18 protein-coding genes are annotated in these 22,293 nt (G+C 69.2%); 14 read left to right on the forward strand and 4 right to left on the reverse strand.

The window, feature by feature from the left end; translation table 11 throughout:
• The first annotated feature begins 49 nt into the window (after nt 1–49).
• The 4 genes from OOT46_RS12300 (at nt 50) to OOT46_RS12315 (ending at nt 4,659) form a co-directional block, all read left to right on the forward strand.
• Nucleotides 50–979 carry a LysR family transcriptional regulator gene (locus OOT46_RS12300; RefSeq protein WP_265403897.1) on the forward strand — a complete coding sequence of 310 codons (930 nt, stop codon included), beginning with the start codon at nt 50–52 and terminating at the stop codon, nt 977–979.
• Nucleotides 980–1,444: 465 nt separating this feature from the next.
• A complete protein-coding gene (locus OOT46_RS12305; RefSeq protein ID WP_265403898.1) occupies nt 1,445–2,104 on the forward strand; it encodes a hypothetical protein in 660 nt (219 codons plus the stop codon).
• Nucleotides 2,105–2,194: 90 nt separating this feature from the next.
• Entirely contained in the window at nt 2,195–3,214 is a 1,020-nt protein-coding gene (locus tag OOT46_RS12310) for a HEAT repeat domain-containing protein (RefSeq protein WP_265403899.1), read from the forward strand.
• Between the two features lie 143 nt (nt 3,215–3,357).
• On the forward strand, nt 3,358–4,659 hold the full coding sequence (locus OOT46_RS12315; RefSeq protein WP_265403900.1) for a nucleotide sugar dehydrogenase: 1,302 nt from the start codon (nt 3,358–3,360) through the stop codon (nt 4,657–4,659).
• A 47-nt stretch (nt 4,660–4,706) separates the two neighbouring features.
• On the opposite strand, the gene OOT46_RS12320 is transcribed toward OOT46_RS12315, so the two are convergent.
• A complete protein-coding gene (locus tag OOT46_RS12320) occupies nt 4,707–5,897 on the reverse strand; it encodes an NYN domain-containing protein (protein WP_265403901.1) in 1,191 nt (396 codons plus the stop codon).
• A gap of 98 nt (nt 5,898–5,995) precedes the next feature.
• Nucleotides 5,996–6,457, reverse strand: coding sequence for an Lrp/AsnC family transcriptional regulator (locus tag OOT46_RS12325; protein ID WP_265403902.1), 462 nt, complete (start codon nt 6,455–6,457; stop codon nt 5,996–5,998).
• 157 nt (nt 6,458–6,614) lie between these two features.
• On the opposite strand from OOT46_RS12325, the gene OOT46_RS12330 reads away from it, so the two are divergent.
• The 3 genes from OOT46_RS12330 to OOT46_RS12340 all read left to right on the forward strand — a co-directional run bounded on the left by OOT46_RS12330 (nt 6,615) and on the right by OOT46_RS12340 (nt 9,527).
• Nucleotides 6,615–7,508, forward strand: a complete 894-nt coding sequence (locus OOT46_RS12330; RefSeq protein WP_265403903.1) for an EamA family transporter — start codon at nt 6,615–6,617, stop codon at nt 7,506–7,508.
• A 145-nt stretch (nt 7,509–7,653) separates the two neighbouring features.
• Nucleotides 7,654–7,797, forward strand: a complete 144-nt coding sequence (locus OOT46_RS12335) for a hypothetical protein (protein WP_265403904.1) — start codon at nt 7,654–7,656, stop codon at nt 7,795–7,797.
• Between the two features lie 920 nt (nt 7,798–8,717).
• Nucleotides 8,718–9,527, forward strand: a complete 810-nt coding sequence (locus tag OOT46_RS12340) for a TonB-dependent receptor domain-containing protein (RefSeq protein WP_265403905.1) — start codon at nt 8,718–8,720, stop codon at nt 9,525–9,527.
• A gap of 75 nt (nt 9,528–9,602) precedes the next feature.
• Here OOT46_RS12340 and OOT46_RS12345 read toward each other — a convergent pair whose 3' ends face one another.
• Entirely contained in the window at nt 9,603–10,313 is a 711-nt protein-coding gene (locus OOT46_RS12345; RefSeq protein ID WP_265403906.1) for a putative signal transducing protein, read from the reverse strand.
• 201 nt (nt 10,314–10,514) lie between these two features.
• Here OOT46_RS12345 and OOT46_RS12350 point away from each other — a divergent pair, with 201 nt between their 5' ends.
• Together OOT46_RS12350 and OOT46_RS12355 are read left to right on the forward strand one after the other, a co-directional pair.
• Nucleotides 10,515–11,774, forward strand: coding sequence for an MFS transporter (locus OOT46_RS12350; RefSeq protein ID WP_265403907.1), 1,260 nt, complete (start codon nt 10,515–10,517; stop codon nt 11,772–11,774).
• Nucleotides 11,775–11,929: 155 nt separating this feature from the next.
• Nucleotides 11,930–12,466 carry a hypothetical protein gene (locus tag OOT46_RS12355; RefSeq protein ID WP_265403908.1) on the forward strand — a complete coding sequence of 179 codons (537 nt, stop codon included), beginning with the start codon at nt 11,930–11,932 and terminating at the stop codon, nt 12,464–12,466.
• A gap of 88 nt (nt 12,467–12,554) precedes the next feature.
• On the opposite strand, the gene OOT46_RS12360 is transcribed toward OOT46_RS12355, so the two are convergent.
• Nucleotides 12,555–13,463, reverse strand: a complete 909-nt coding sequence (locus tag OOT46_RS12360) for a beta/gamma crystallin-related protein (RefSeq protein WP_265403909.1) — start codon at nt 13,461–13,463, stop codon at nt 12,555–12,557.
• A gap of 183 nt (nt 13,464–13,646) precedes the next feature.
• Between OOT46_RS12360 and OOT46_RS12365 the strand changes: the two genes are divergently transcribed.
• The 5 genes from OOT46_RS12365 (at nt 13,647) to OOT46_RS12385 (ending at nt 22,273) form a co-directional block, all read left to right on the forward strand.
• Nucleotides 13,647–14,744, forward strand: coding sequence for a sensor histidine kinase (locus tag OOT46_RS12365; RefSeq protein ID WP_265403910.1), 1,098 nt, complete (start codon nt 13,647–13,649; stop codon nt 14,742–14,744).
• Nucleotides 14,732–15,433 (forward strand): LytR/AlgR family response regulator transcription factor, encoded by a 702-nt coding sequence (locus tag OOT46_RS12370; protein ID WP_265403911.1) that lies wholly within the window; start codon nt 14,732–14,734, stop codon nt 15,431–15,433. Before OOT46_RS12365 ends, OOT46_RS12370 begins: the two co-directional genes overlap by 13 nt.
• An 89-nt stretch (nt 15,434–15,522) precedes the next feature.
• Nucleotides 15,523–16,734, forward strand: a complete 1,212-nt coding sequence (locus OOT46_RS12375) for an acyltransferase family protein (protein WP_265403912.1) — start codon at nt 15,523–15,525, stop codon at nt 16,732–16,734.
• Nucleotides 16,735–16,940: 206 nt separating this feature from the next.
• Nucleotides 16,941–17,459: a hypothetical protein gene (locus tag OOT46_RS12380; protein WP_265403913.1), complete on the forward strand. Its 519-nt coding sequence runs from the start codon at nt 16,941–16,943 to the stop codon at nt 17,457–17,459.
• 473 nt (nt 17,460–17,932) lie between these two features.
• Nucleotides 17,933–22,273: a YDG domain-containing protein gene (locus OOT46_RS12385; RefSeq protein ID WP_265403914.1), complete on the forward strand. Its 4,341-nt coding sequence runs from the start codon at nt 17,933–17,935 to the stop codon at nt 22,271–22,273.
• Nucleotides 22,274–22,293: the final 20 nt, after the last annotated feature.

Consider the following 22,293-nt stretch of genomic DNA (forward strand, 5'->3'; position numbering starts at 1 on the left):
AGGCTCAGGTAAATTCAAGAATCGTTAGCCATCGGTTAAGCCGCACTGAATGAAAAGCGTCACCTTCCGGCAGCTGCGGGTGTTCGTCGAGGTCGCGCGGCAGCTCAGCTTCGTGCGCGCCGCCGAGGCCCTGCACTGCACCCCGCCCGCGATCACGATGCAGGTCAAGGAGCTGGAGGCGGGGGTCGGCCTGCAGCTCTTCCACCGCGAGGGGCGCAGCGTCTCGCTGACCACCACCGGTGAGTACTTCCTGGTCTATGCCAGACGCCTGATCGCGACGCTCAAGGAAGCCGAGGACGCGATGGCGCGCTTCAAGCGTGTCGAGGCCGGCCTCTTGACGATCGGGCTGGTGAGCACCGCGAAGTACTTCGTGCCGCGGCTGCTGGCGCGTTTCCGCGAGCAGCACCCGGGCATCGAGCTGCGCCTGAGCGTGCTGCCCAACCGTGAGCAGCTGGTGGGTCTGATGGGCAGCAACGAGGTGGACCTCGCGATCATGGGCCGCCCGCCCAAGGACCTCTCGACCCGTGCCGAGCCCTTCGCCGCCCATCCCCTCGTGTTCATCGGTCCGCCGGGGCACCGCCTGCTGCAGCAGGGCAGCTCGCCGCTGGCGTCGCTGGAGCGCGAGGCGCTGATCGTGCGCGAGGCCGGCTCAGGCACCCGCACTGCCATGGAAGACCTGTTCCGCGAACAGCGTTTTCATCCGCAGAGCCGCATGGAGATGTCGAGCAACGAGACCATCAAGCAGGCGGTGATGGCCGGCATGGGGGTGAGCTTCCTGTCGCTGCACACCCTGGGGCTGGAGCTGCGCTGCGGCCTGCTGAGCGTGCTGCCCATCGACGGCACGCCGGTGATGCGCACCTGGAACCTGGTGCGCCCCTCGTCCAAGCTGCTGTCGCCGGCCGCGGAGGCGTTTCGCTACTTCATTCTCGAAGAGGGGGAGCGGCATCTGGCGGAGCATGACCGGGCCTTGCTGGGGTGAACATCGGCCGGACCGGGGATGTCGATGCGAAGAAAGTCGCGAAGCTGCGAAAGCCGGTCGGCCGCGCGTTTTGTCACCCCACCCGGGTTGACTTTTCCAGCACCTTTAACCTTTTGACATGCAGCGTCGAGCGGGGCTTTTTCAAACTGCTCCGACCGGCCCGCAATAGCCCCTGCTTCTGGCTCCAGCCTTGATGTTGCGCGTCTCACTGCCGTGCTGTCGGAACTGCATCGAGCGGTCGAAACCAGAGCCGGTTTACGAGTATCCGTAGTGCCTGGTTCGCCGCCACGGTTCTATGCTTTCCTCGCGGCATCACCGAAAGATGCTGCTACACGTGATCCGCATTGGCCCCTATCGGGCCCTGTCCAAAAGCCGTGCAGTAGGTAGTTCAAAGGCTTTGCAAGACCCGGCCTCGCCCAGCCGGCGAGGTCGAGGTGCCGCGACAACATCAAGGAGATTTATTTCATGCAGGCTTTCCGTGTTCCCGCCCTCGCAGCTTGCTCTTTCGACCCTGCACTGAAGGACGCGCACGACATTCCCTTCATCACCCGATCCGGCCCGACCCGCAGCTTCCTGTTCGCCGCGCTGACGCTATCGGGCGCGCTGCTCGCGCCCACCGTCGCGCAGGCCCAGGAGCTGGAGCTGGTGCCGTCCGCTGCGTCGACTGCCCAGGTTGCCGCGGCCGCGTCGCAGGTCGGCGGCCCGATCAAACGTTCAGAAGTGATGAGCAGGGGCATGTACTGGGTCAACAAGCACGTGCCCTACAGCATGTACAAGACCTATCGCGACCCTCAGGGAAAGCAGTACCGCACCGATTGTTCCGGCTTCGTGTCCATGGCGCTGCACCTGCCCTACAGCCCCAATACCGTCAGCCTTCCGACCTTTGTCAAGCGCATCAACTGGAGCAGCCTGCGCAAAGGCGACATCGTGGGCACGCTCGGCGCCGGCACCGGCGGCGCCAACGGCCATGTGGTGATCTTCAACGGCTGGGCAAACAGCAGCCACACGCGATTCCACACCTTGGAGCAGAGAGGCGGCGCCGGTGCCGTCAAGCACATCCGCTCGATCAACTACAAAGTGGGCTCCAAGGTGGCGAAACCCTACCGCTACAAGAAGATCCGGTGATGCGGCTTATCCTTTGAAGCCGATCCGCTCGCAGGCAGGCGCCGACAGGCCCTGCCTTCCCTCCTCTCCCACTGCAACGATGAGGACCCCATGGCCATCCTCTACCAACGTCCAGGCTCCATCAGCTTGCGGGCTCTGGCATTGACCACCATCGTGAGTTCCGGCGCCGGTACGGCGCTGGGCTGGGCCATGGCCGGGCACGACGCGGGACCCCCGGGCAGTCTCGCCTGTGCCAGTGCTGCCAACCCATCGACGCCGGTCACCGGGCCCGCCGCAGGCAGCCGTCAGGACTTCGTGACGCAGAAGGCCGCCTCCTCGACGACAGGCGGCTCCGTCCTGGCTGCAGCCTCCACGCGGCTTTCCGCCACCGAGCAGGACTGGCAGGCGCTTCAAGCCATGAACCCGGACGAACTGCTCAAACGCGTGCAGGGCGACCCCAAGCTGGCTGCCGCGATGCTCGAGCAACTCAGCCGCGGCGGCAACACCAACCCGGAGCTCCAGGAGTTCGTGGCCTTGACGCTGTCGCAAGCACAGCCGGCGCTGCTGGAACGTTCGGCCGATCTCCTGCTGCGCAATCCCGACGTTCACGCCCGGCAGAAAGCCTTCGACCTGCTGTCATCGCTGCCCGACCCGCCCAAGGCGGTGGCGGCCGCGGCACGCCAGGCGGTGTTGACCGAGGCGAATCCGCAGCTGCTGGCCAGTGCCCTCGAAGCACTGCGCAATTCGGGCGGCCTGGACGCCGTGCGCAGCGATGACGCGATGGTTCAGCAGCTTCGGCACTATGCTGGCAACGCCGATCCCCAGGTGCGCCGGGAAAGCGTGGCGAGCCTGGTGCAGGCCGACCGCAGCAGCTCGGTGGAACCGATACTGCGCCAGGCCCTGGCGGATCGCGACCCGTCGGTCCAGGTCGCCGCGATCGGAGCCACCCTGGATGCAGGCATCCGGAGCGCCGAAGCCAAGTCGCAATTGCTCGACCTGAGCTTCAACCCGCAGGCCGATCCCGAGGTCCGCGCCGAAGCCCTCAGCGCCTTGCAATCCTTCCGCCTGACCGCGGAGGAAGCCGCCCGTCTGGCCCCGCTGCAACAGCAGCAGCTGGCGGAGGCTCGCTAGGAGTCCGTGCGGCACAGTGAGCATGGCCCGCGTTGGGCCGGCGGCGCAAAACCCGGCTTTGCCGGGGTGAAAGTCGGCTGACCGGGTGATTGCACTCATGATATGTTCCTTCGTCCGGACAGCGGGACGGGAGGAAACAACAAGTGTCGAGTTCTCTTGCTGCCAGGATCGCCGATCGATCCGCTTGCGTCGGGGTCGTGGGTTTGGGTTACGTCGGCTTGCCGCTGATGTTGCGCTTCGCCGAGACGGGTTTTCGGGTGATCGGCTTCGACATCGACCCGGGCAAGGTCGAGGCGCTGAAGGCCGGCAAGACCTATATCGAACACATCCCGGCGGAGCGCATCGCGCGGGTGCAATCCAAGCTCGATCCGACCACCGATTTCAGCCGTGCCAGCGAGGCGGATGCGCTCATCCTGTGCGTGCCGACACCGCTGGATGGACATCGCGCGCCGGACCTGTCGTTCATCCTCGACACCACCGACACGCTGCTGCCTTATCTCAGGGCCGGTCAGGTGGTGTCGCTGGAGTCGACCACCTATCCGGGCACCACGGAAGAGGAACTGCTGCCGCGCATCGAGTCGCGCGGTTTGAAAGTCGGCGAGGACGTCTTCCTGGTCTACTCCCCCGAGCGCGAAGATCCGGGCAATCCCGATTTTTCCACGCACGCGATCCCGAAGGTCTGCGGCGGCCACACCCCGGCCTGCCTCGAGATCGGCCTGGCCCTGTACGGCCAGGTGATCGACCAGGTGGTTCCGGTATCGAGCACCCGCGCCGCCGAGATGACCAAGCTGCTGGAGAACATCCACCGCGCCGTCAACATCGGCCTGGTGAACGAGATGAAGATCGTCGCCGACAAGATGGACATCGACATTCACGAGGTGATCCGGGCGGCAGCGACCAAACCTTTCGGCTTTGTTCCCTACTATCCCGGCCCCGGCCTCGGCGGCCACTGCATCCCCATCGACCCTTTTTATCTGACCTGGAAGGCCCGCGAGTACGGCCTGCATACCCGCTTCATCGAACTCGCGGGCGAGGTCAACGCATCGATGCCCGACTATGTGATCGGGAAGTTGAGTGCGGCGCTCAATACCGAGCGGAAGCCGGTCAAGGGCAGCAGCATCCTGGTCCTCGGCATCGCCTACAAGAAAAACGTCGGCGACATGCGCGAGTCTCCGTCGGTCTGCATGATGGACCAGCTGCGCGCGCTGGGTGCCGAGGTGCGCTACAGCGATCCTCACGTGCCCGTGTTCCCCAGGATGCGCGACTACCGTTTCGATCTTTGCAGCGAGCCGATCACCGCGGAAAGCCTGAAGGCGTATGACTGCGTTCTGCTGGCCACCGACCACGACCAGTTCGACTACGAGATGATCGAGCACAACGCCCGGCTCATCGTGGACTGCCGGGGCCGTTACCTGAAACCTTCGGACAAGGTCGTCAAGGCCTGAGCCCCGGCTCACGGCAACCCGAAGCCGTCAGCCGCGCGGCGGTCCCCTCAGCCCTTGTCGGCCTCTGCCGCTGTCTTGCGCGGGCGCCGCGGCCGCGCAGGGGTCTTGCGCGCCGGCTTCGCCGGAGCCGGCTCCAAGGGCGCGCCGGCCTCCACCGCCGCGGGCTGGGGCGTCTCAACGGGCGCCGGCTCGCTCGGCTGCAGCTGCGCCGCGGCCGCGGGGGCGGTCTCGGGGGTCTTGCGGCCGCCGCGGCGCTTGCGTGCCGGTGCCGGCGGGGCCGCCGCCTCGACGGCAGGCGCCGGCGCTTCCGCCGGTTCGACGCGAACCGGTGCGAGCTCCATGGCGGGAGGCATCACCGCCTCGGCCACCTCGCCCTGGAGCGCTGCCTCCGCCGCTGCTTCGCTGCGTGCGAGGCTGCCGTGGCCCCGGTACACGTAGGCGTTCGACTTCTCGTCGCGACCGACTTCGAGCAGGCCGCGGGCCTGGGCTTCCTCGAGCAAGGCGCCGAAGGTGCGGAAGCCGAAGTAGGACTCGTTGAAGTCCGGGCGGCGGCGCTTGATCGCGTCTTTCAGCACCGAGGCCCGGATCTTGCCGCTGTCGCCGCGTTCCGACACCAGCGCTTCGAAGGTCTCGACCGCCAGTTCGAAGGCCTTGGCCTTGCGGGCCTCGCCTTCCTTGCGGCGGCGCCGGTCCTCCTCGGGCGAACGTTTCGGGCTGGCCTCCGCTTCCTGCGGCTGGCGCTTCGCCGACGCGCGCTGGCCTTCACGCACCAAGTCGTCATAGAAGATGAACTCGTCGCAGTTCGCGATCAGCAGGTCGGAGGTCGACTGCTTGACGCCGACGCCGATCACCTGCTTGGCGTTTTCACGCAGCTTGGAAACCAGCGGCGAAAAGTCGGAGTCGCCGCTGATGATGACGAAGGTGTTGACGTGCGACTTGGTGTAGCACAGGTCCAGGGCATCGACGACCAGCCGGATGTCGGCCGAGTTTTTGCCGGATTGGCGGACATGCGGGATCTCGATCAGCTCGAAGCTGGCCTCGTGCATGGCCGCCTTGAAACCCTTGTAGCGATCCCAGTCGCAGTAGGCTTTCTTGACGACGATGCTGCCTTTGAGCAGCAGGCGCTCGAGCACGCGCTTGATGTCGAACTTCTCGTATTGGGCGTCGCGCACGCCCAGGGCGACGTTCTCGAAGTCGCAGAACAGCGCCATGCTGGTGTTTTCAGGACTGGAAGCCATGCCTTCTTCTTGATCAGGTGCGAAAAGCGTGACCGTATCACGGCTTGCGGATGCGGCACGAAAACGGCGCCATCCACGGCCTGCATCGGAACACGCGCTCAGGTTTCGTCCAGACGGATCCGCGTCTCGAACTTCGAACAATGCATCGCGAAGTTGCTCGTGAAGTTGCGCACATTGTTGTTCGACGAGAAGACCCGCCGGGTGAAGGCATGGTAAGACTCCATCGAGGCCGCGTTGACGATGAGCAGGAAGTCGGACTCGCCCGACACCTCGTAGCAAGCCATCACCTCGTCCTCGACCGTCATTTTTTTCTCGAAGCTGCGCAGCAGCGCGGCGTTCTGCTTCTCCAGTTCGACCGACACGAACACGGTCAGGGGCCGCCCGACGCGGACGCGGTCGACGATGGCGACCTGCTTGAGCAAATAGCCGTCGGCCTTGAGCTGCGCAATGCGCCGCTGACAGGTGGCCGGCGAGCTGTGCACGGCCTCGGCCAAGGCCCGCAGCGGGAGCGAGGCGTCTTCCTGCAGCAGGTTGAGGATACGGATGTCGAGTCGGTCCATGCACTTGCCCATCGAGAAAACGTTTCATCTTCCAGCCGAATATCGAGAGTTCGTTCCGTATTTCGCCCGTCTAAGGATTTTCCTCTCACCAGCCCCTTCTACCATGGAAACCCGGGCAGCCGCACACGGCCACCCCTTGCAGCCGTCCCTTTTGCCTATGTCCGCCACCTCCCTCGCCCTGCCGCAGCGTTCCGCGGCGACCTCGCTGGCCTTCGCCGTGGCCGCCGTACTGGGCGCCATCGTGTCGCTGTGCGGCGGCACCAGTTTCGCCAAGAGCCTGTTTCCCGTGGTCGGCGCCGAAGGCACGGTGGCCCTGCGCACGGGCGTCTCGGCGCTGATCCTGCTCGCGGTGTGGCGTCCGTGGCGGCTGCCGCTGGCGGCCCGCGACGCCGGCTGGATCGTGCTCTACGGTGCAGCGCTGGGCCTGACCAACCTCTTGTTCTACCTGTCGCTGCGCACCTTGCCGATCGGCGTGTCGCTCGCGATCGAGTTCACCGGCCCGCTGGCTCTGGCAGTGCTGTCCTCGCACCGCGCGCTGGACCTGCTGTGGGCAGCGCTCGCGGCCGTGGGCCTGGTGCTGCTGCTCCTGCTCGACGGCTCGGGCCAGGCGCTGGATCCGGTGGGTGTCCTGTGCGCCGCGGGAGCAGGCCTGTTCTGGGCCTTCTACATCGTGTTCGGGCAGAAGGCCGGCCGCGCGCACGGCGGGCAGGCGACCTCGATCGGCATGGTCGTCGCGGCGCTGGTGACCTTGCCCTTCGGGCTGGCGCAGGCCGGCGGCGGCCTCTTCGAGCCGGCGGTGCTGCTGGCGGGCTTGGCGATCGGCATTTTCTCCAGCGCGCTGCCCTACTCGCTCGAGATGGTCGCGCTCAAGCGCCTGCCCAAGCGCAGCTTCGGCATCCTGCTCAGCCTGGAGCCGGCGATCGGCGCGCTGGCGGGGCTGCTGATCCTGGGCGAGCACCTGAAGCCGGCGCAATGGCTGGGCATCGCCTGCGTCATCGCTGCGGCGACCGGCTGCACGCTGACGGCCCGGCCGACCCGGCCAGCGCAGTGACCCGGCGCGGCGGCGCCACGCTTTCACGAACGGATACGGCCGGCCTGGCGGCAACCTTAAAATCGTCGCCCATGCCTGCCGCCCGCCCGTCCCACATGCTCCCGAGCCGTCGCCTGGCGATCGCGCTGCGGACGGCTGCTGCAGCGTGGCGCTCGCCGCGCTGCAGCCTCCCGATCTGATCGCCGGCGGCGCCTTCAGCCCGCCGCCCCCTGCGGCGCTGCTGTCGAGCCGCCGCCTCGATGCCCAATGGCTGGGCCCGCTGTCGCGCGGGCCGCCGCCGTTCTCCTGAGCTGAGCGAACAAAAAACGCTGGCCGCGGCGCCCTGTCCGCGGCCTTTGCCCAGGCCCCTGCCCCCACTGCGCCGGCGCCGGCCGATGCCGAAGCGCCCCGACAACTGCCCGGCCTCGTGGTGACCGGACAGAAAAGTCGCGCCCCATCGACCCTGACCCAGCGGACCTGTCCACTGCCCGCGAGCGCATCCATCAGACCACCGGCGGCGCCGGGGTCGTCGATGCTCGCAGCTATCGTGAAGGCCGCGTCTCCACCCTGGCCGACGCTCACGGCTCGGCCACCGGCGTGTGGGTGCAGCCGCGTTTCGGCGCCGGGGAGGCGCGCCTGTCGATCCGCGGCTCCGGCCTGCAGCGCACCTACCATGGCCGCGGCCTGAAGCCCCTCGGCTGGAGACCCGCTTTTACCTCGGCCACGCGCGCAGCGATTCCGAACTGCCGGGCTCGTTGACGCGGGCCCAGCTCGAAGAGGACCCCTCGCAGGCTCATCCCGACAACAGGGCGGTCGACCAGCGCCGGGACATCCGCTGGACACGCGTCTCCAACAAGACCGTCTACCGGGAAGGCGAGCACCAGCTGGAGCTGTCCGCCTACGCGGCCGAGAAGGAGCTGCACCACCCGATCTTCCAGGTGCTGGACCAGCGCAACCATGACTGGGGGCTGGAGGCGCGCTACACGCTCGCGTCGCAGCTGCCCGGGCGGCCCAACTGGCTGATCCTGGGCGTCGCGCCGAGCGCCGGCCGGACTGAGGAGGAGCGCTACCGCAACCTTGCGGGCGAGCGCGGCCCGCGCACCAACAAGACGCGGCAGACGGCCCGCAACCCGGAGCTGTATGCGGAGAACCCGCATGAGTTCCTGCCGCGCTGGACCCTGGTCACCGGCGCGCAGGCGACACGCTCGACGCGGCGCCTGGAAGATCGCCATGTCGCGGGCGATTTCGGCCGACCCGGTGAGCGAAAGTTTCGCCGAGCGCTACCGCGGTTTCAGCCCGAAGCTGGGCCTGCGCTGGGACTGGCGCCCCGAGCTGCAGGTGTATGCCAACCTCTCACGCAGCTTCGAGCCGACCAGCTTTGGCGAGCTGACCGGCGGCCTGCGGCCCACGATCAACGAGGCGCAGCGCGCGACCATCCTAGAGCTGGGCAGCCGCGGCCGCATGGCGCAGCTGGAGTGGGATGTGTCGCTCTTCGAGGCACACCTGCACGACGAGTTGCTGCAGATCGCCACCAACACGGCGGGGGCCAATGTCACGGTCAATGCGGCGCGCAGCGTGCACCGCGGCCTGGAGCTGGGGCTGAGCGGCAAGGCCTTGGCGAGCGAGGCCGGCCGGCTGGAGTGGCGGCTGCAGGGCCTGTGGAACGACTTCCACCTCAAGGGCGACCCGAGCTATGGCAGCCGCCGCCTGCCGGGCGTGCCACGCCATGCGGCACGCGCGCAGCTCGGCTGGCGTTTCGAGGGCGGCAGCCTGCTGGCGCTGCACGCCGAAGGCGCGGGCGGCTATCCGATCGACTTCGCGAACAGTTTCCGGGCGCCGGGCTATGCGGTCTGGGGCTTGAAGGCCAGCGGCGAATTCCAGCCCGGCCTGGGCTGGTTCGTCGACGGCCGCAACCTCGCCGACCGGCGCTATGTGGCCACCACCGGGGTGGTGCGCGACGCGCGCGGGAGGGACACGGCGCAGTTCCTGCCGGGGGATGGGCGTTCGGTGTACGCGGGCATCGACTGGAAGTTCAACTGAGGCGGTACCGCCGGCGCGAGGGGCTGGGTCCACTCATCGCCGAAAAGGCCGGCGGTAAACGCCGGACATCGAGCACTACAGCGCGCCGTGGAGAACCCGGCGCAGACCCAGGAAGGCCAGTCCGATCAACCAGGCCTTGAAGAAGGGCCGGCGCCTGTAGCGCGTGCCATAGACGGCCGCGATCGCCTTGGAGTGCGCGTAGCCGGCGGCGAAGTACCACACCACGGCAAAGCCGCTCGACAGGCCGGCAGCGATCAAGGCCGCCGCCGGGGTCGCTCCGGCGGACAGCACGAACAGCGCGCTTCCCAGCGTCAGGACCAGGCTCGCAATCAACCAGCCCCACGCGGCGATCTGCCCTGGCTCCCCCAAGGCACGCCGGTTGAGCAAGTGCAGCGCGGTGCCGAAGACCGGCGTGAACAACAGGCTCCAGAAGGCGGCCCCGTCGGGGTGCCACAGCGCAACGTCCTTCGGCGCTCGCGGCGCCGGCGGCGCGGGTTCGTCGTCGTCGAGCGCCAGGCCGCCCTTGTGGAACTCGGCCAGTACCTGCTTGGCTGCGTCGATCAGGCGGGCGGGCACCATCACCCGCACGCCGCCGGCAGCATTCGTCAAGAAGGAGTTCGCCTGCACCAGGTGGGCGTCCGCGACCATGGCCGGAATGCCGGCCGCTACCAGGCAGGACTTGAGCAGGTGCGCCTCAGTGGGTGTCAGGACGCGCTCGACGCAACGCATTTCACCCAGGTCGACGTCCTCGGGCGCCTCGTCGGCCACCGTGTTGTCATTCGTCATGGATTTTTTGTGACAAAGGCAAGACTGCCACCAGCATGACGAGCACGGCGCTGCTCGGCAACCCGGCGCGGGCGTGCTTTCAGCGAGTGTGTGAGAGCCTTCACGAAACTGCGGCGTCTCGTCTGCGACGCGGGCATGCCGGGGGCTGGGGCATGATGCGGGCGGGCAAGGTCCCGCTCCTTCCATCCGCCTGGTATTGCCGTGTCCCGCACCCCTGCCACTTCGCCCCCTCCTCCAAACCGCGAGCGCCCTCGGACCTGGCCCCTGGTGGCGGCGCTGGGCATCACCCAGATCATCGGCTGGGGCTCGACCTTTTACGCCTTCACGCTGCTGATGCCGTCGCTGGCCGCGGCCACCGGCGCCGACCCGACCCTGGTGGTCGGTGCCTTCTCGATGTCCCTGCTCATCGCCGGTGCCGTGAGTGCCCCGGTGGGGGCGCTGATCGACCGCCAGGGTGGCCGGCGTGTCATGAGCGCAGGCTCTTTGCTGATGGGGCTGCTGTTGGGCGCGCTCGCCGCGGTGCAGACCCCGGCTCAGCTCTACGCGGTCTGGGCCGGACTGGGCCTGGCGATGGGCGCGAGCCTCTACGACCCCGCCTTTGCGGTGCTGGTGCAGGTGTTCAGAGACGGCCACCGCCGGGCCATCACGGGGGTGACGCTGTTCGGCGGGTTCGCCAGCACGGTCTTCTGGCCGCTGACCCAGGCGCTCATCGACGCGCTGGGCTGGCAGGCGGCACTGCTGGTGCTGGCGGCACTCAACCTGCTCGTCTGCCTGCCACTGCACCTCGCCATGGTGCCGGCGCGCGCAACGACACCCGGTGAAGCGCCGGCTCCGCCCGTCGTGGCGCAGCCGGCCGGCGGCGGGGCATCCCGCCCGGTCTGGCGCGACCCCGTCTTCTACACGCTGGGCCTCGCCTTCACCGGCAACAACCTGGTGTTCTCGGCGCTGACGGTGCACTTCATCCCGGTCCTGCTCGGCAAGGGCATGACGCTCCAGCAGGCGGCCTGGATCGGCGCGTTGATCGGGCCGATGCAGGTGGCGGGCCGGCTGCTGGAGCTGGTCGTGCTGGGCCAGGCGCGTCCCTCGCGGGTCGGGATCGTGGCGATGTGGCTGCTGCCGCTGTCGCTGGCGCTGCTTGCCGTGCTGAGCGGCCCGGGGCCGGGTTTCGTCCTGTTCGCGCTGCTTTACGGCGCCGGCAACGGCATCATGACCATCGTGCGCGGTGCCATTCCCGCCGAGTTGTACGGGAGGGCGCAGTACGGCGCTGTCAATGGGGCCCTGGCCGGGCCGGCATTGGCGGCCAAGGCAGCCGGCCCGCTGGTGGCCTCGCTGGTCCTGGCCCGGCTCAGCGCCGGCCACCAGGGCCTGGTGTGGGTGCTGGCCGCCGTGGCGGCGGTATCGGCGGCTCTTTACGTTGCCGCCGTCCGGCGCCCTCGCCCTGCAGCCGAACTCCATGCCTAAGCTGCCAGCATGGACATGCCGGGTAGTCCCCCTCCTACGCCCCGCATGGCCGGCGTCCGATTCGGGCCCCATGACCCCCTGGGGTGCAATGAGGCAGGTGGCCGCGAGCCGCCGTCCTTCCCTCACGGGCATGTCAACGACGCAAGGAGAACCGCATGAACCATCAGCAAGGACTGGGCAAGAACACGACGCAAGGCAGCGCCAACCGTGATCCCATCACCGGCACCCCGGGCGCCCACCCGGTCGGGACCGGCATCGGTGCCGCCGCCGGCGGCATCGCGGCGGGCGCCGCGGTCGGCACGGTGGCCGGCCCGGTCGGCACCGCGATCGGCGCGGCGGTCGGCGCCGTCGCCGGCGGGCTGGCCGGCAAGGGCATTGCCGAGCAGATCGACCCGACCGTGGAAGACGCCTACTGGGCCGACACCTACCGCAGCCGCCCCTATGTGCCGGCGGGCTCCAGCTATGACGAGTACGGCCCGGCCTATCGCTACGGGGTCGAGTCCTACAGCCGCAACAGCGGTCTGGGCTGGGAAGAGAGCGAAGCCGGCCTGGCCAGCGGCTGGGACGATGCGCGCGGCCGCTCCACTCTGTCCTGGGACCAGGCCAAGCACGCGACGCGCGACTCCTGGCAACGCCTGAGCGACCGCATCGAGCGCGCCATCCCGGGCGACTCGGACCGCGACGGCCACTGAGCCTGATGTCCCCAGCGGCCGCCCTCCCCGGGGCCGGCCGGGAGCCGGGCTGACTTGACCGCAGCCCGGCTCGGTGTTTTTTCGCCGCTCAGTCGTACGCCAGCGAGTTCACGTCGCCGCTGTTGCGGTCGTAGCGGCAGGTGAAGCGGAAGGGGCGCAGCGCGCGCGGGGTTTCGAACTGGCCGGCGCCGCGGACTTCGATCTCGTCGTCGGAGACCCGCTGTTCCTCCACCTCACCGTCGAACAACTCCACGCGCGAGGCGCGCGGGTGATCGCGGCCGATCGCCTGGCCGAGCGCGTCGGCGCAGGCACCGGTGGCCCGGCCCGGGCCGGGGCCGCGCCCGTAGCCACGCGGCGGCGGCAGGCGGCCATCGCCGCCGCGCGCCGGGCGCGCCGACGACAACTTGTCGTTCAGCCCGTAGGCGCGCAGCGAGGCATAGCTGCCGGGCCCGAGGCTCACGCATCGGCCCTGGAAATGCGCATCGGTGCACAGCAACCAGCGGCCGCTCTCGATCACCACTGAAGACACTTCGTCGTTCAGGCCGAAGTGGCTGAAGTCGTGCTCGGGTCCGTCGAGCGCCACGCTGCGGCCTTCGTACCCGTCATGCCGGAACAGCACCAGGGCGCCGCCCCGTCCGTGGCCGCCTTCATGACCGGCACCGCCGCCGTGCCGCACCGGCCGGATCGAGGACACGGCATCGTTGAGACGCAGGTCGCGCAGGCGACCATGCCGGCCGGGTCCCAGCGTTTCGCAGCGCCCACGGAAGCTCGCATCGACGCAGAGCTGCCAGACACCACGGTGGATCACCACCGAGGACGCCATGTCATTGAATCCGTGCCGCGCGAAGTTCTCGACCGCCGAGTGCGCCTCCATGCGGGCGCCTTCGAAGTGGTCGTGTTCGTAGAGCTCGATGTCGGCCGCCGTCGCGGCGCTGACCGCGCACAGCAGGCTGCCGAGCAGTGCCATGCCGCGTGTCGAGAGACTGTTCTTCTTCACTGTCGCCGGGTCCTGTCTGTCCGATGCGGGCGCAGCATAGCATCGTGCCCGACGCGGGCCCTGCGGCCCGGGCGCCTGGCAGACGACAGCGACAGGGCGGCCCGAGCTGAACGACGCTCGACAACGGGGGGCCGACACAGGCACACCTTGAGGCATGATGTCGCCGGCCGACTTCGACCTCCCATGCTGCCCGACGTCCCCTCCTCCGCCGCCTCCGCCCCGGGACCCACGCGCCGTGCGGCGAAGCTGGGTTTCGCCTTCGCCTGGCTGGGTTTCGTGGTCCTGATGGTGGCCTCGGGCGTGCAGGGCGAGCTCAGCGAAGGCGGCGGGTGGCTGCGGCCGCTGGTGGCCGAGGGCAGCTCGATGCTGATGGCCAGCGCTCTCGCGGTGCTGCAGTGGCGGCTGTCGCGGCGGCTCGACGGGCTGCTCGCGCAGCCCCGGCGCTGGTTTGCGCGCGTGTTCGTCTGGCTGCCGCTGCTGGCACCGGCCTTCGTGGTCAGCGTCTATACGCTGCGCCATGCGGTCCATGCGCTGCTGGGCCAGACCTACCGGCACCCGCCGTGGTCCGAGGTGCTGGTCTACGAGACGATGAAGTTCGTCTTGTTTTATGGCCTGTTCACCGCGGTGCAGTTCGGCTTGCGTTCCTACCTCGCCTGGCATGCCGAACGGCTGCGCGCCGAGCGGCTGCAGGCCCTGTCGAGCCAGGCCCAGCTGCTGCAACTGACGCAGCAGCTGCAGCCGCATTTCCTGTTCAACGCGCTGAACACCGTCTCCTCGCTGATCCACAGCGACCCCGACCTCGCCGACGCGCTGCTGGTGCAGCTGGCGCGGCTGCTGCGCGCGGCCAGCGACGTCGCGCACCGGCCGCAACAGCCCCTGGCCGACGAGCTGGCGCTGCTGCAGGCCTATGCCGGCATCATGGGCCAGCGCTTCCCCGACCGGGTGAGCGTGCGCTGGCAGATCGACGACGCGGCCCTCGCCTGCCTGGTGCCGACCCTGGGGCTGCAGCCCCTGCTCGAGAACTGCTTCCGCCATGCGGTCGAGCCGCGCCGTTCGGCCACCGCGATCGAGGTCCGCGCACGCCGCGAGGGCCAAGGGCTGACGGTCGAGGTCCGTGACGACGGTGGCACGCTGGCGCAACCGGTGGTCTTCGGCGTCGGGCTCGGCAACCTGCAGCGCCGGCTGGCCGCGCTGCATGGCGAGCGCGCGTCGCTGGCACTGCGGCCGGCCGACACGGGCCGCGGCGTGACGGCGCGCGTGGAGCTGCCATGCGCGTGCTGATCGTCGACGACGAGCCGCCGGCACGGGCCCGGCTGCGGCGCCTGCTGGCCGCCTTCGAGGACGTGAAGGTGGTCGGCGAAGCGGCCGACGGCGAGCAGGCCCTCGCGCTGCTGTCGCAAGCGCCTGTCGACGCCCTCTTCGTCGATGTGCAGATGCCCGAGGTCGACGGCCTCGACCTGGCCGCCTCGCTGCCGGAGGACGGGCCGGCCCTGGTTTTCGTGACGGCCCACGACCGCTATGCGCTGGCGGCCTTCGACACCAGCGCGGTGGACTACCTGCTCAAGCCGGTGGAGCCCGAACGGCTGGCCCGCGCGCTGCAGCGCCTGCGCGCCCGGGCCCCGCAGGCCAGACCGCAGGTCGCCCCGCCCCGGCGCCTGTTGATCCCCGACCGAGGGCGCACCCATGTGGTGACCTGCGAGCAGATCGAATGGCTGGAGTCGGCCGACAACTACGTCGTGGTGCACAGCGCCGGCCGGGCGCTGCTGATGCGACGCACGCTGGCAGGGCTGCTGGCCGACCTCGGCCCGGGTTTTGTGCGCGTGCACCGCAGCGCCGCGGTGGCGCTGGCGCAGGTGAGCACGCTGCGACCGCGCGACAAGGGCGACGCCGTGGTGGTGCTGCGCAACGGCGCCGAAGTCGCCTGCAGCCGGCAGTACCGGCCAGCCCTGGTCGAGCGGCTGCAGCGTTGAGCGGAGCCGCGAACCGGCTCACCCCCTCCGGAGCCCGGTTCGCCCCGCCGCGATGGACCGCTGCGAACCGGCTGACTAGGCTGCGCAGCATGGACACCGCCTCCTCTTCGGCCCCGCCGCGCCTGCTGTTCCTGGACTGGGTGCGCATCGCCGCCTTTGCGCTGCTCGTGCTCTATCACGTGGGCATGTACTACGTCCGCTGGGACTTTCATGTGAAGAGCCCCTATGCGAGCGGCGCGCTCGAACCCTTCATGCGGCTGAGCTCGCCCTGGCGACTCGGGCTGCTGTTCCTGGTGTCGGGGGCGGCGACCTCCCTGATGCTGGCCCGCCGCCCCGCGGGACTCGTACGCAGCCGCTCCAAGCGGCTGCTGCTGCCGCTGCTTTGCGGCATGGCGGTGGTGGTGCCGCCGCAGTCCTACCTGGAAGTGGTCGAGAAGTTCGGCTACGCAGGCAGCTATGCCGACTTCCTGCGTCTCTACTTCGAGGGTCACCGCGGCTTCTGCCGCGAAGGCCGCTGCCTGGTGCTGCCGACCTGGAACCACCTCTGGTTCCTCCCCTATCTGTGGGTCTACACCCTGGGGCTGTGGGCCCTCTGCCGGCTCTGGCCGCAGGCGCTGCAGCGACTGGCCGACCGCCTGGGGCGCTCTGCCTGCTGGCAGGGTCCCGGCCTGCTGCTGTGGCCGATCGTCGTGCTCGCGCTGCTGCGGCTCCTGCTGGCGGAGCGTTTCCCCACCACACACGCCTTGTTGGACGACTGGGCCAACCACGCGGTGTATTTCGGACTTTTTGTCCTCGGCGCCGTGCTGGCGCGCCTGCCGGCCATCTGGCCGGCCATGGCGGAGCGCCGCTGGCTGGCCTTGGGCCTCGGGCTGGCGGCCTGGGTCCTGTTCGTGGCCTGCATCCGTCCCTTCGACGGCGGCATGCCGCCCGAGTGGCTGCGCCCGGCGCTGCGGGGGGTCTACGCGGTGATGCAGTGGTGCGGCATCGTCGCGGTGCTGGGCTTTGCAGCGCGTCACTGGAATCGCGAGCACCCGCTGCGGCAGCGATTGAGCGAAGCGGTGTTCCCCGTCTACATCCTGCACCAGACCGTGCTCGTCGTGCTCGCCCATGCGCTGCAGCCGCTGCGCTGGACGCCGGCGCTCGAAGGCCCCCTGCTTGTTGTTGCCACCTTCGTGCTGAGCTTCGCCGGCTACGAGCTGCTGCGGCGTTTCGGCTGGCTGCGGCCCTGGTTCGGCATGGCCGCGTCGCGGCAGCGAGCCGGCATCACCAGCCCGAGCAGGCCGGCCGCGAAAACACGGTAGAGCGCCGCCACCAGGAAGACCAGGCTCACTGCCGCGAAGGCGGCGGCGAAGCGGGGATTCTCGAAGTGGCGAGGGAGGTCGGGGTCGATGGACACGGGCGGACATTGAAGTTCTGCAATGTCGCGACTGTAGGCAGGGACGGTGAAGTGAGCATGAAGTCATGGTGAAGCGAGGGCCGCGCGACTCGCTCCATTAACATGCCCGCCATGACACGCAGCGACTTCGACTCCCCTGCCCCGCACGACGACGGCGCGGCCGCCCCCGACGCCCCCCTGCACGAAGCCCGCCTGTGGCGCGACAACGGCTGGACCGCCAAGGTCATCAAGAACGAGGACGACGACGGCTGGGCCGTGGCGATGATCAAGGACGGCGAGGCCGAGCCTGCGCTGGTCGGGCCGTGGACCATGGGTCGCGACAAGAAGAACCCCAAGCCGCTGGACGTGTCGGCCTTCAACACCCTGGTGAAGACCGCCTCCGAAGTGCTGCGCCGGCACGAGCAGCAGCTGCACGCGATGTACCACAAGAGCATCACGGTGACCGAAGGCGAGCAGAAGATCGTCGTCACGCTCGACATCGTGCCCGACGAAGACAACCCGCATGCACTGCTGAGCGCGCACGACGCACTGGGGGAGCCGCTCGCGCAGGTGCGGGTCGCGCCGACCTTCAAGCTGACCCGTGCGAGCGCGTCGGCGTGGATCGAGGACGGCTTCGACAAACCCGTGTAGGGCGCCGAATCGTCGATCGCCTGCGTCGCCGCGCTTTGATGTCGGAGCCGGTCGACGGGGCGAGCCCGCAAGCAATTTTTGCCGGCGCGGGTAAGCGCGCGAAGGACGTCGACGCCACCTCTTGCAAGCCACCTCGCACCTGCATGTAGCCGAGGTCCAAGGGCTATCGCCGCGACGCAGCAAGGCGTCCGCAAACGAAGCAAAAAAGCGGCAAAGGTTCTGCAAGTCAACAGCAGACCAGCGCCACCACATCGCAGCGGCGCGTTGCGGACGGCAGAACGGGCCGGCATGGCGGCGACGGCCCGACACCCGCGGCTTCGAGCAGGCTCCAGGCGCGCACACAAGGCGCGGCGATTGCCATGTCTCCTCCGGCCTTTTCCCGCCGGCCGCGACCGTCCGCCACTGCGCCTCCGTGGGGCGCCTGTCTTGCCTTGCGTCGTACCGGCCTGCATGGAACACCAAGGAGTACACGCATGTTCCGTCACGCCAGCCACAACCGTGTCTATCGCCTGACCTGGAATGAAACGCAGCAAGCGTACGTTCCTGCCCCCGAACACGCGCGCGGACGCGGCAAGCGCTCCGGTCTGCGCGCCGTGGCTGCTGCCGTCGCCGCTTCCTGCGCGTCGGGCGCGGCGCTGGCGGTCGACCCCGGTGCCTTGCCGACAGGCGGCCATGTCGCCGCCGGCCGCGCCACCATAGGGCACAGCGGCAACACCCTGACCATCCGGCAGACCACCGGCAAAGCCGCCATCGACTGGCAGAGCTTCGACATCGGACGGGCCGCATCGGTCCAGATCCGGCAGCCGTCGGCGAACGCCGCGATCCTCAACCGCGTCATCGGCCAGGATCCGACCCGGATCCTCGGCAGCCTGCACGCCAACGGCCAGGTGTTTATCGTCAACCCGAACGGCGTGCTGTTCGCTCCGGGGGCCCGGGTGAGCGCCGCGGGCATCCTCGCCTCGACCCGGCACGTGTCGAACGAGTCCTTCCTGTCCGGACCGACGCGCCTGTCCGGCGCCTCGCCGGGCCGGGTGGTCAACCAGGGCGACCTGAAGGCCGCGGACGGGGGCTACGTGGTGCTGGTGGGCGCCCAGGTGATCAACGAAGGCCGCATCGAGGCCCCCGGCGGCGACGTGCGCATGGCCGCGGCCGACGAGGTCACGCTGCGGGTCGACCAGAGCGGGCTGGCCGCCTTCACGGTGAACCGCGGCACGCTGGACGGGCTGGCGAGCAACGGCGGGCTGATCCAGGCCGACGGCGGGCGCATCTGGCTCACCGCCGACGCACTGGACCAGCTCGCGAAGGCGGTGGTCAACAACGAAGGCGTGGTCGAGGCCCGCACCGTCGAGAACCGCGGCGGCACCATCGTGCTGATGGGCGACATGGCCGTTGGCACGACCACCCAGCGCGGCACACTGGACGCCTCCGCGCCCGGCGGCGGCGACGGCGGTTTCATCGAGACCTCGGCCGCCCACGTGCGCATCGGCGACGCGGCGCGCGTGACCACCGCGGCCGCCTCGGGCCGCGCCGGCACCTGGCTCATCGACCCGACCGACTTCATCATCGCCGCGAGCGAAGGCGACATGACGGGCGCTCAGCTCTCGGCCAGCCTCGCGGGCGGCAACGTGACGATCCAGAGCACGGCAGGCGCCGGCGGCGGCCTGGGCGCCGTCGCCGTCGCCGACACGGTGGCCTGGAGCGCGAACACGCTGACGCTGAGCGCGCAGACGCACATCTTCATCGCTGACGACATGAACGGCAGCGGCACGGCGCGGCTGGCGCTGGAGTACGGCCAGAGCCAGCCGGCGAACCGCAACAGCGGCAGCTACCGAATCAACGACGGCGTGCGCGTCGAGTTACCGGCCGGCGAGAACTTCAGTCTGAAGCAGGGCTCGGACGGCGTGGTCGAGAACTTCTACGTGATCACCTCGCTGGGCGCCGAAGGCAGCGGCACGACCACCGACCTGCAGGGCATCCAGGGCAACCCGAGCGGGAACTACGCCCTGGGCGGTGACATCGACGCCAGCGCGACCGCCGGCTGGGGCCTCGGCCAGGGGTTCAACCCGCTTGCGTTCTTCAGCGGGCACTTCGAAGGGCTGGGTCACACGATCAGCAACCTGCACGTGAACCGCAACCAGCCCAACGTGGGCCTGTTCGGCGAAGTCGCCTCGAGCGGCTTTGTCTCCAACATCCATCTCGCGAACGTCGGCGTGCAGGCCGGCGGCGACAAGGTGGGCGGCCTGGTGGGCCACAACCGCGGCACGGTCGAAGGCAGCTCGGTTCAAGGCACCATCAGCAGCACCGGCAACCATGTCGGCGGGCTGGTCGGCCGCAACGAAGGCGAGGTGAGCGACTCCGGCTCCGACGCCACGGTCAGCGGCAACGCCCAGGTCGGCGGGCTGGTCGGCATCAACCTCGGGTTCGGCAGGCTGCTGGACGGGGACTCGGCCGGCAGCGTCACGGGGAACAGCCAGGTGGGCGGCCTGGTCGGCGCGATGCAGGGCCGCTCCCTCTGGAGCGGCGCCGCCTCCAGCAACGTGACCGGCACTGACCAGGTGGGCGGCCTGATTGGCTACGCCGCGGCCAACACCCAGATCATCGACGGACGGGCCAGCGGCAACGTGAGCGGCCAGAGCCAGGTGGGCGGTTTCGTCGGCGTGAACGACACGACGCTGAGCGGCGGCGACGACGGCGGCAACCTCGCGACCGGCAGCGTCACCTCCGCCGGCCACGTGGTCGGCGGTTTTGCCGGGCGCAACAACGGCACGCTGCGCAACATCACGGTCGAGAACAACGTCACGATGACGACCAGCTTCAGCCAGACCGGCGGCCTGGTGGGCCGCAACAGCGGCACCATCGAGCGCTCCGGCGCGCGCAACACCGTGATCTCCGCCGGCGACCAGGTCGGCGGACTGGTCGGGTTCAACGACGGCGGCACCGTCACCACCAGTTATGCGGCCGGCGCGGTGACCGGCCGGGACTGGGTCGGCGGGCTGATCGGCGTCAACAACGGCACGGTCAGCGTGGCCTACTCCAGCGCCTCGGTCAGCGGCAGGGACAAGGTCGGCGGCTTGCTCGGTTCGCAGTCAGGGAGCGTCGACAACGCGTATGCGACCGGCAGCGTCACCGGTGCGAACAAGGTCGGCGGGCTGATGGGCTCGGGTGGGGGCACGGTGCAGCACAGCCATGCCGGCGGGGCCACCACGGCCACCGGCGCCCAGGTCGGCGGCCTGCTCGGCACCACCGGCTCCGCGGTCGTTTCCGACAGCTTCTACGACACCGAGACCACGGGCCAGGCTCATTCGACGAGCGACCACGCCGGCAGCGGCGAAGTCGCGGCAGGCAAGACCACCGCCCAGATGCAGGCCGAGAGCACGTTCGCCGGGTGGGACATCGCAAGCGACGGCGCGCACAACACCGTCTGGCGCATCTATGAAGGACAGACGCGACCGCTGCTGGTCCACTGGCTCACGCCCCTGACCCTCACCGCCAGCGAGCACCTGAGCGTGGTGTACGACGGTCAGCGCCATACCGACCCGGCCGGCAACCTCACCTACGAGGAGACGCTGCCGGAGGGGCATCTGCTCGGGTCCGCGACCTACAGCACCGGCAAAGACGTCGGTGTCTACACCGAGATCGGCGGGCACTACTCCGACCAGCAAGGCTACGACATCACCTATGTCAACAACGGTTCCCTGACCATCACCGCGGCACCCCTGGTCGCAAGCTTGAACCCGGTGAGCAAGACCTATGACGGCGGCACGGCAGCCACGCTCGCTTCCGACAGCTACGTGCTGACCGGCTTCGTCGAAGGCGAAGGAGCCACCGTGACACAGACGGTCGGCACCTTCAACAGCAAGAACGTGGCGGAGGCGGACACGGTCCAGGCGTCCCTGGGATCCGGCGACCTGACGGCACAGGAGGGCACCGCCCTGAGCAACTACGTCCTTCCGACCACCGCGTCGGGACCCGGCACGATCACGCCCCGGCCGGTCACCGTCGCAGCGAGCGCCGCCGACAAGGTCTACGACGGCAGCACCGCCGCGCAGGTGACGGTCACCGTGCCGGGCGGCGACGCCATCATCGAAGGCGACAGCGTGAGCTTCAGCGGCACCGGCAGCTTCGACACCAGAAACGCCGGCACCGCCAAGGCGGTCACGGTCTCCGAGATCTCGCTGGAGGGCCCCGACGCCGCCAACTACACGCCGGAGACGGACACCCTCAGCACCACGGCCGACGTGACCCCGCGGCCTGTGACGGTGTCCTTGGACGGTTCGGTGTCCAAGCTCGACGACGGCACCGCCAGCGCCACGCTCGACACCGGGAACTTCCGGGTCGATGGTGTCGCCGAGGGCGACACCATCTCGGTGCAACAGACGGTCGGCAGCTACGACAACGCCACCATCGGAAGCGGCAAGACGGTCACGACCACGCTCAGCCTGAGCGACTACCTGGCGGGGCCAGAGACCCTGTTGAGCAACTACATCCTCTACACCGGCGTGCTGAGCGACACCATCGGCGAGATCCTGCCCGTCAGCACCTACGTCGCTCCCCTGGTGAGCCTGCCCAACGTGCCCAGCGGCAGCAGCCAGGCCGAGATGTTCGGCCTGGTCTCCCACCTGGCGATGGACGCCAGCGCGGAAGCGGCCGAAGCGGTCGAAGGGACCGCGAGGCTGTTGGCCCCGGCCACGGCTTCGGCGGTCAGCCAGAACACGCGCGAGAACCTGCTCATGCGCCGCACCTTCAGCATCGGCGAGGGCGGCATCCGCCTGCCGCGCGGCGTGCAGGGCTCCCAGCTCGACGCGCCCCAATGAGCGGCCCTTCCTTCCCCGTC

Source organism: Aquabacterium sp. A7-Y (assembly GCF_026153205.1).
In the GTDB taxonomy this organism is placed as follows: Bacteria; Pseudomonadota; Gammaproteobacteria; order Burkholderiales; family Burkholderiaceae_C; genus Caldimonas.

Bases quoted from the DNA above. Each gene is read 5' to 3' on its own strand.
- OOT46_RS12365 (WP_265403910.1), top strand. From the start codon at position 13,647: ATGCTGCCCGACGTCCCCTCCTCCGCCGCCTCCGCCCCGGGACCCACG.
- OOT46_RS12320 (WP_265403901.1), bottom strand. From the start codon at position 5,897: ATGGCTTCCAGTCCTGAAAACACCAGCATGGCGCTGTTCTGCGACTTC.
- OOT46_RS12380 (WP_265403913.1), top strand. From the start codon at position 16,941: ATGACACGCAGCGACTTCGACTCCCCTGCCCCGCACGACGACGGCGCG.
- OOT46_RS12385 (WP_265403914.1), top strand. From the start codon at position 17,933: ATGTTCCGTCACGCCAGCCACAACCGTGTCTATCGCCTGACCTGGAAT.
- OOT46_RS12355 (WP_265403908.1), top strand. From the start codon at position 11,930: ATGAACCATCAGCAAGGACTGGGCAAGAACACGACGCAAGGCAGCGCC.
- OOT46_RS12305 (WP_265403898.1), top strand. From the start codon at position 1,445: ATGCAGGCTTTCCGTGTTCCCGCCCTCGCAGCTTGCTCTTTCGACCCT.
- OOT46_RS12300 (WP_265403897.1), top strand. From the start codon at position 50: ATGAAAAGCGTCACCTTCCGGCAGCTGCGGGTGTTCGTCGAGGTCGCG.
- OOT46_RS12370 (WP_265403911.1), top strand. From the start codon at position 14,732: ATGCGCGTGCTGATCGTCGACGACGAGCCGCCGGCACGGGCCCGGCTG.
- OOT46_RS12325 (WP_265403902.1), bottom strand. From the start codon at position 6,457: ATGGACCGACTCGACATCCGTATCCTCAACCTGCTGCAGGAAGACGCC.
- OOT46_RS12310 (WP_265403899.1), top strand. From the start codon at position 2,195: ATGGCCATCCTCTACCAACGTCCAGGCTCCATCAGCTTGCGGGCTCTG.
- OOT46_RS12345 (WP_265403906.1), bottom strand. From the start codon at position 10,313: ATGACGAATGACAACACGGTGGCCGACGAGGCGCCCGAGGACGTCGAC.
- OOT46_RS12340 (WP_265403905.1), top strand. From the start codon at position 8,718: ATGTCGCGGGCGATTTCGGCCGACCCGGTGAGCGAAAGTTTCGCCGAG.
- OOT46_RS12375 (WP_265403912.1), top strand. From the start codon at position 15,523: ATGGACACCGCCTCCTCTTCGGCCCCGCCGCGCCTGCTGTTCCTGGAC.
- OOT46_RS12330 (WP_265403903.1), top strand. From the start codon at position 6,615: ATGTCCGCCACCTCCCTCGCCCTGCCGCAGCGTTCCGCGGCGACCTCG.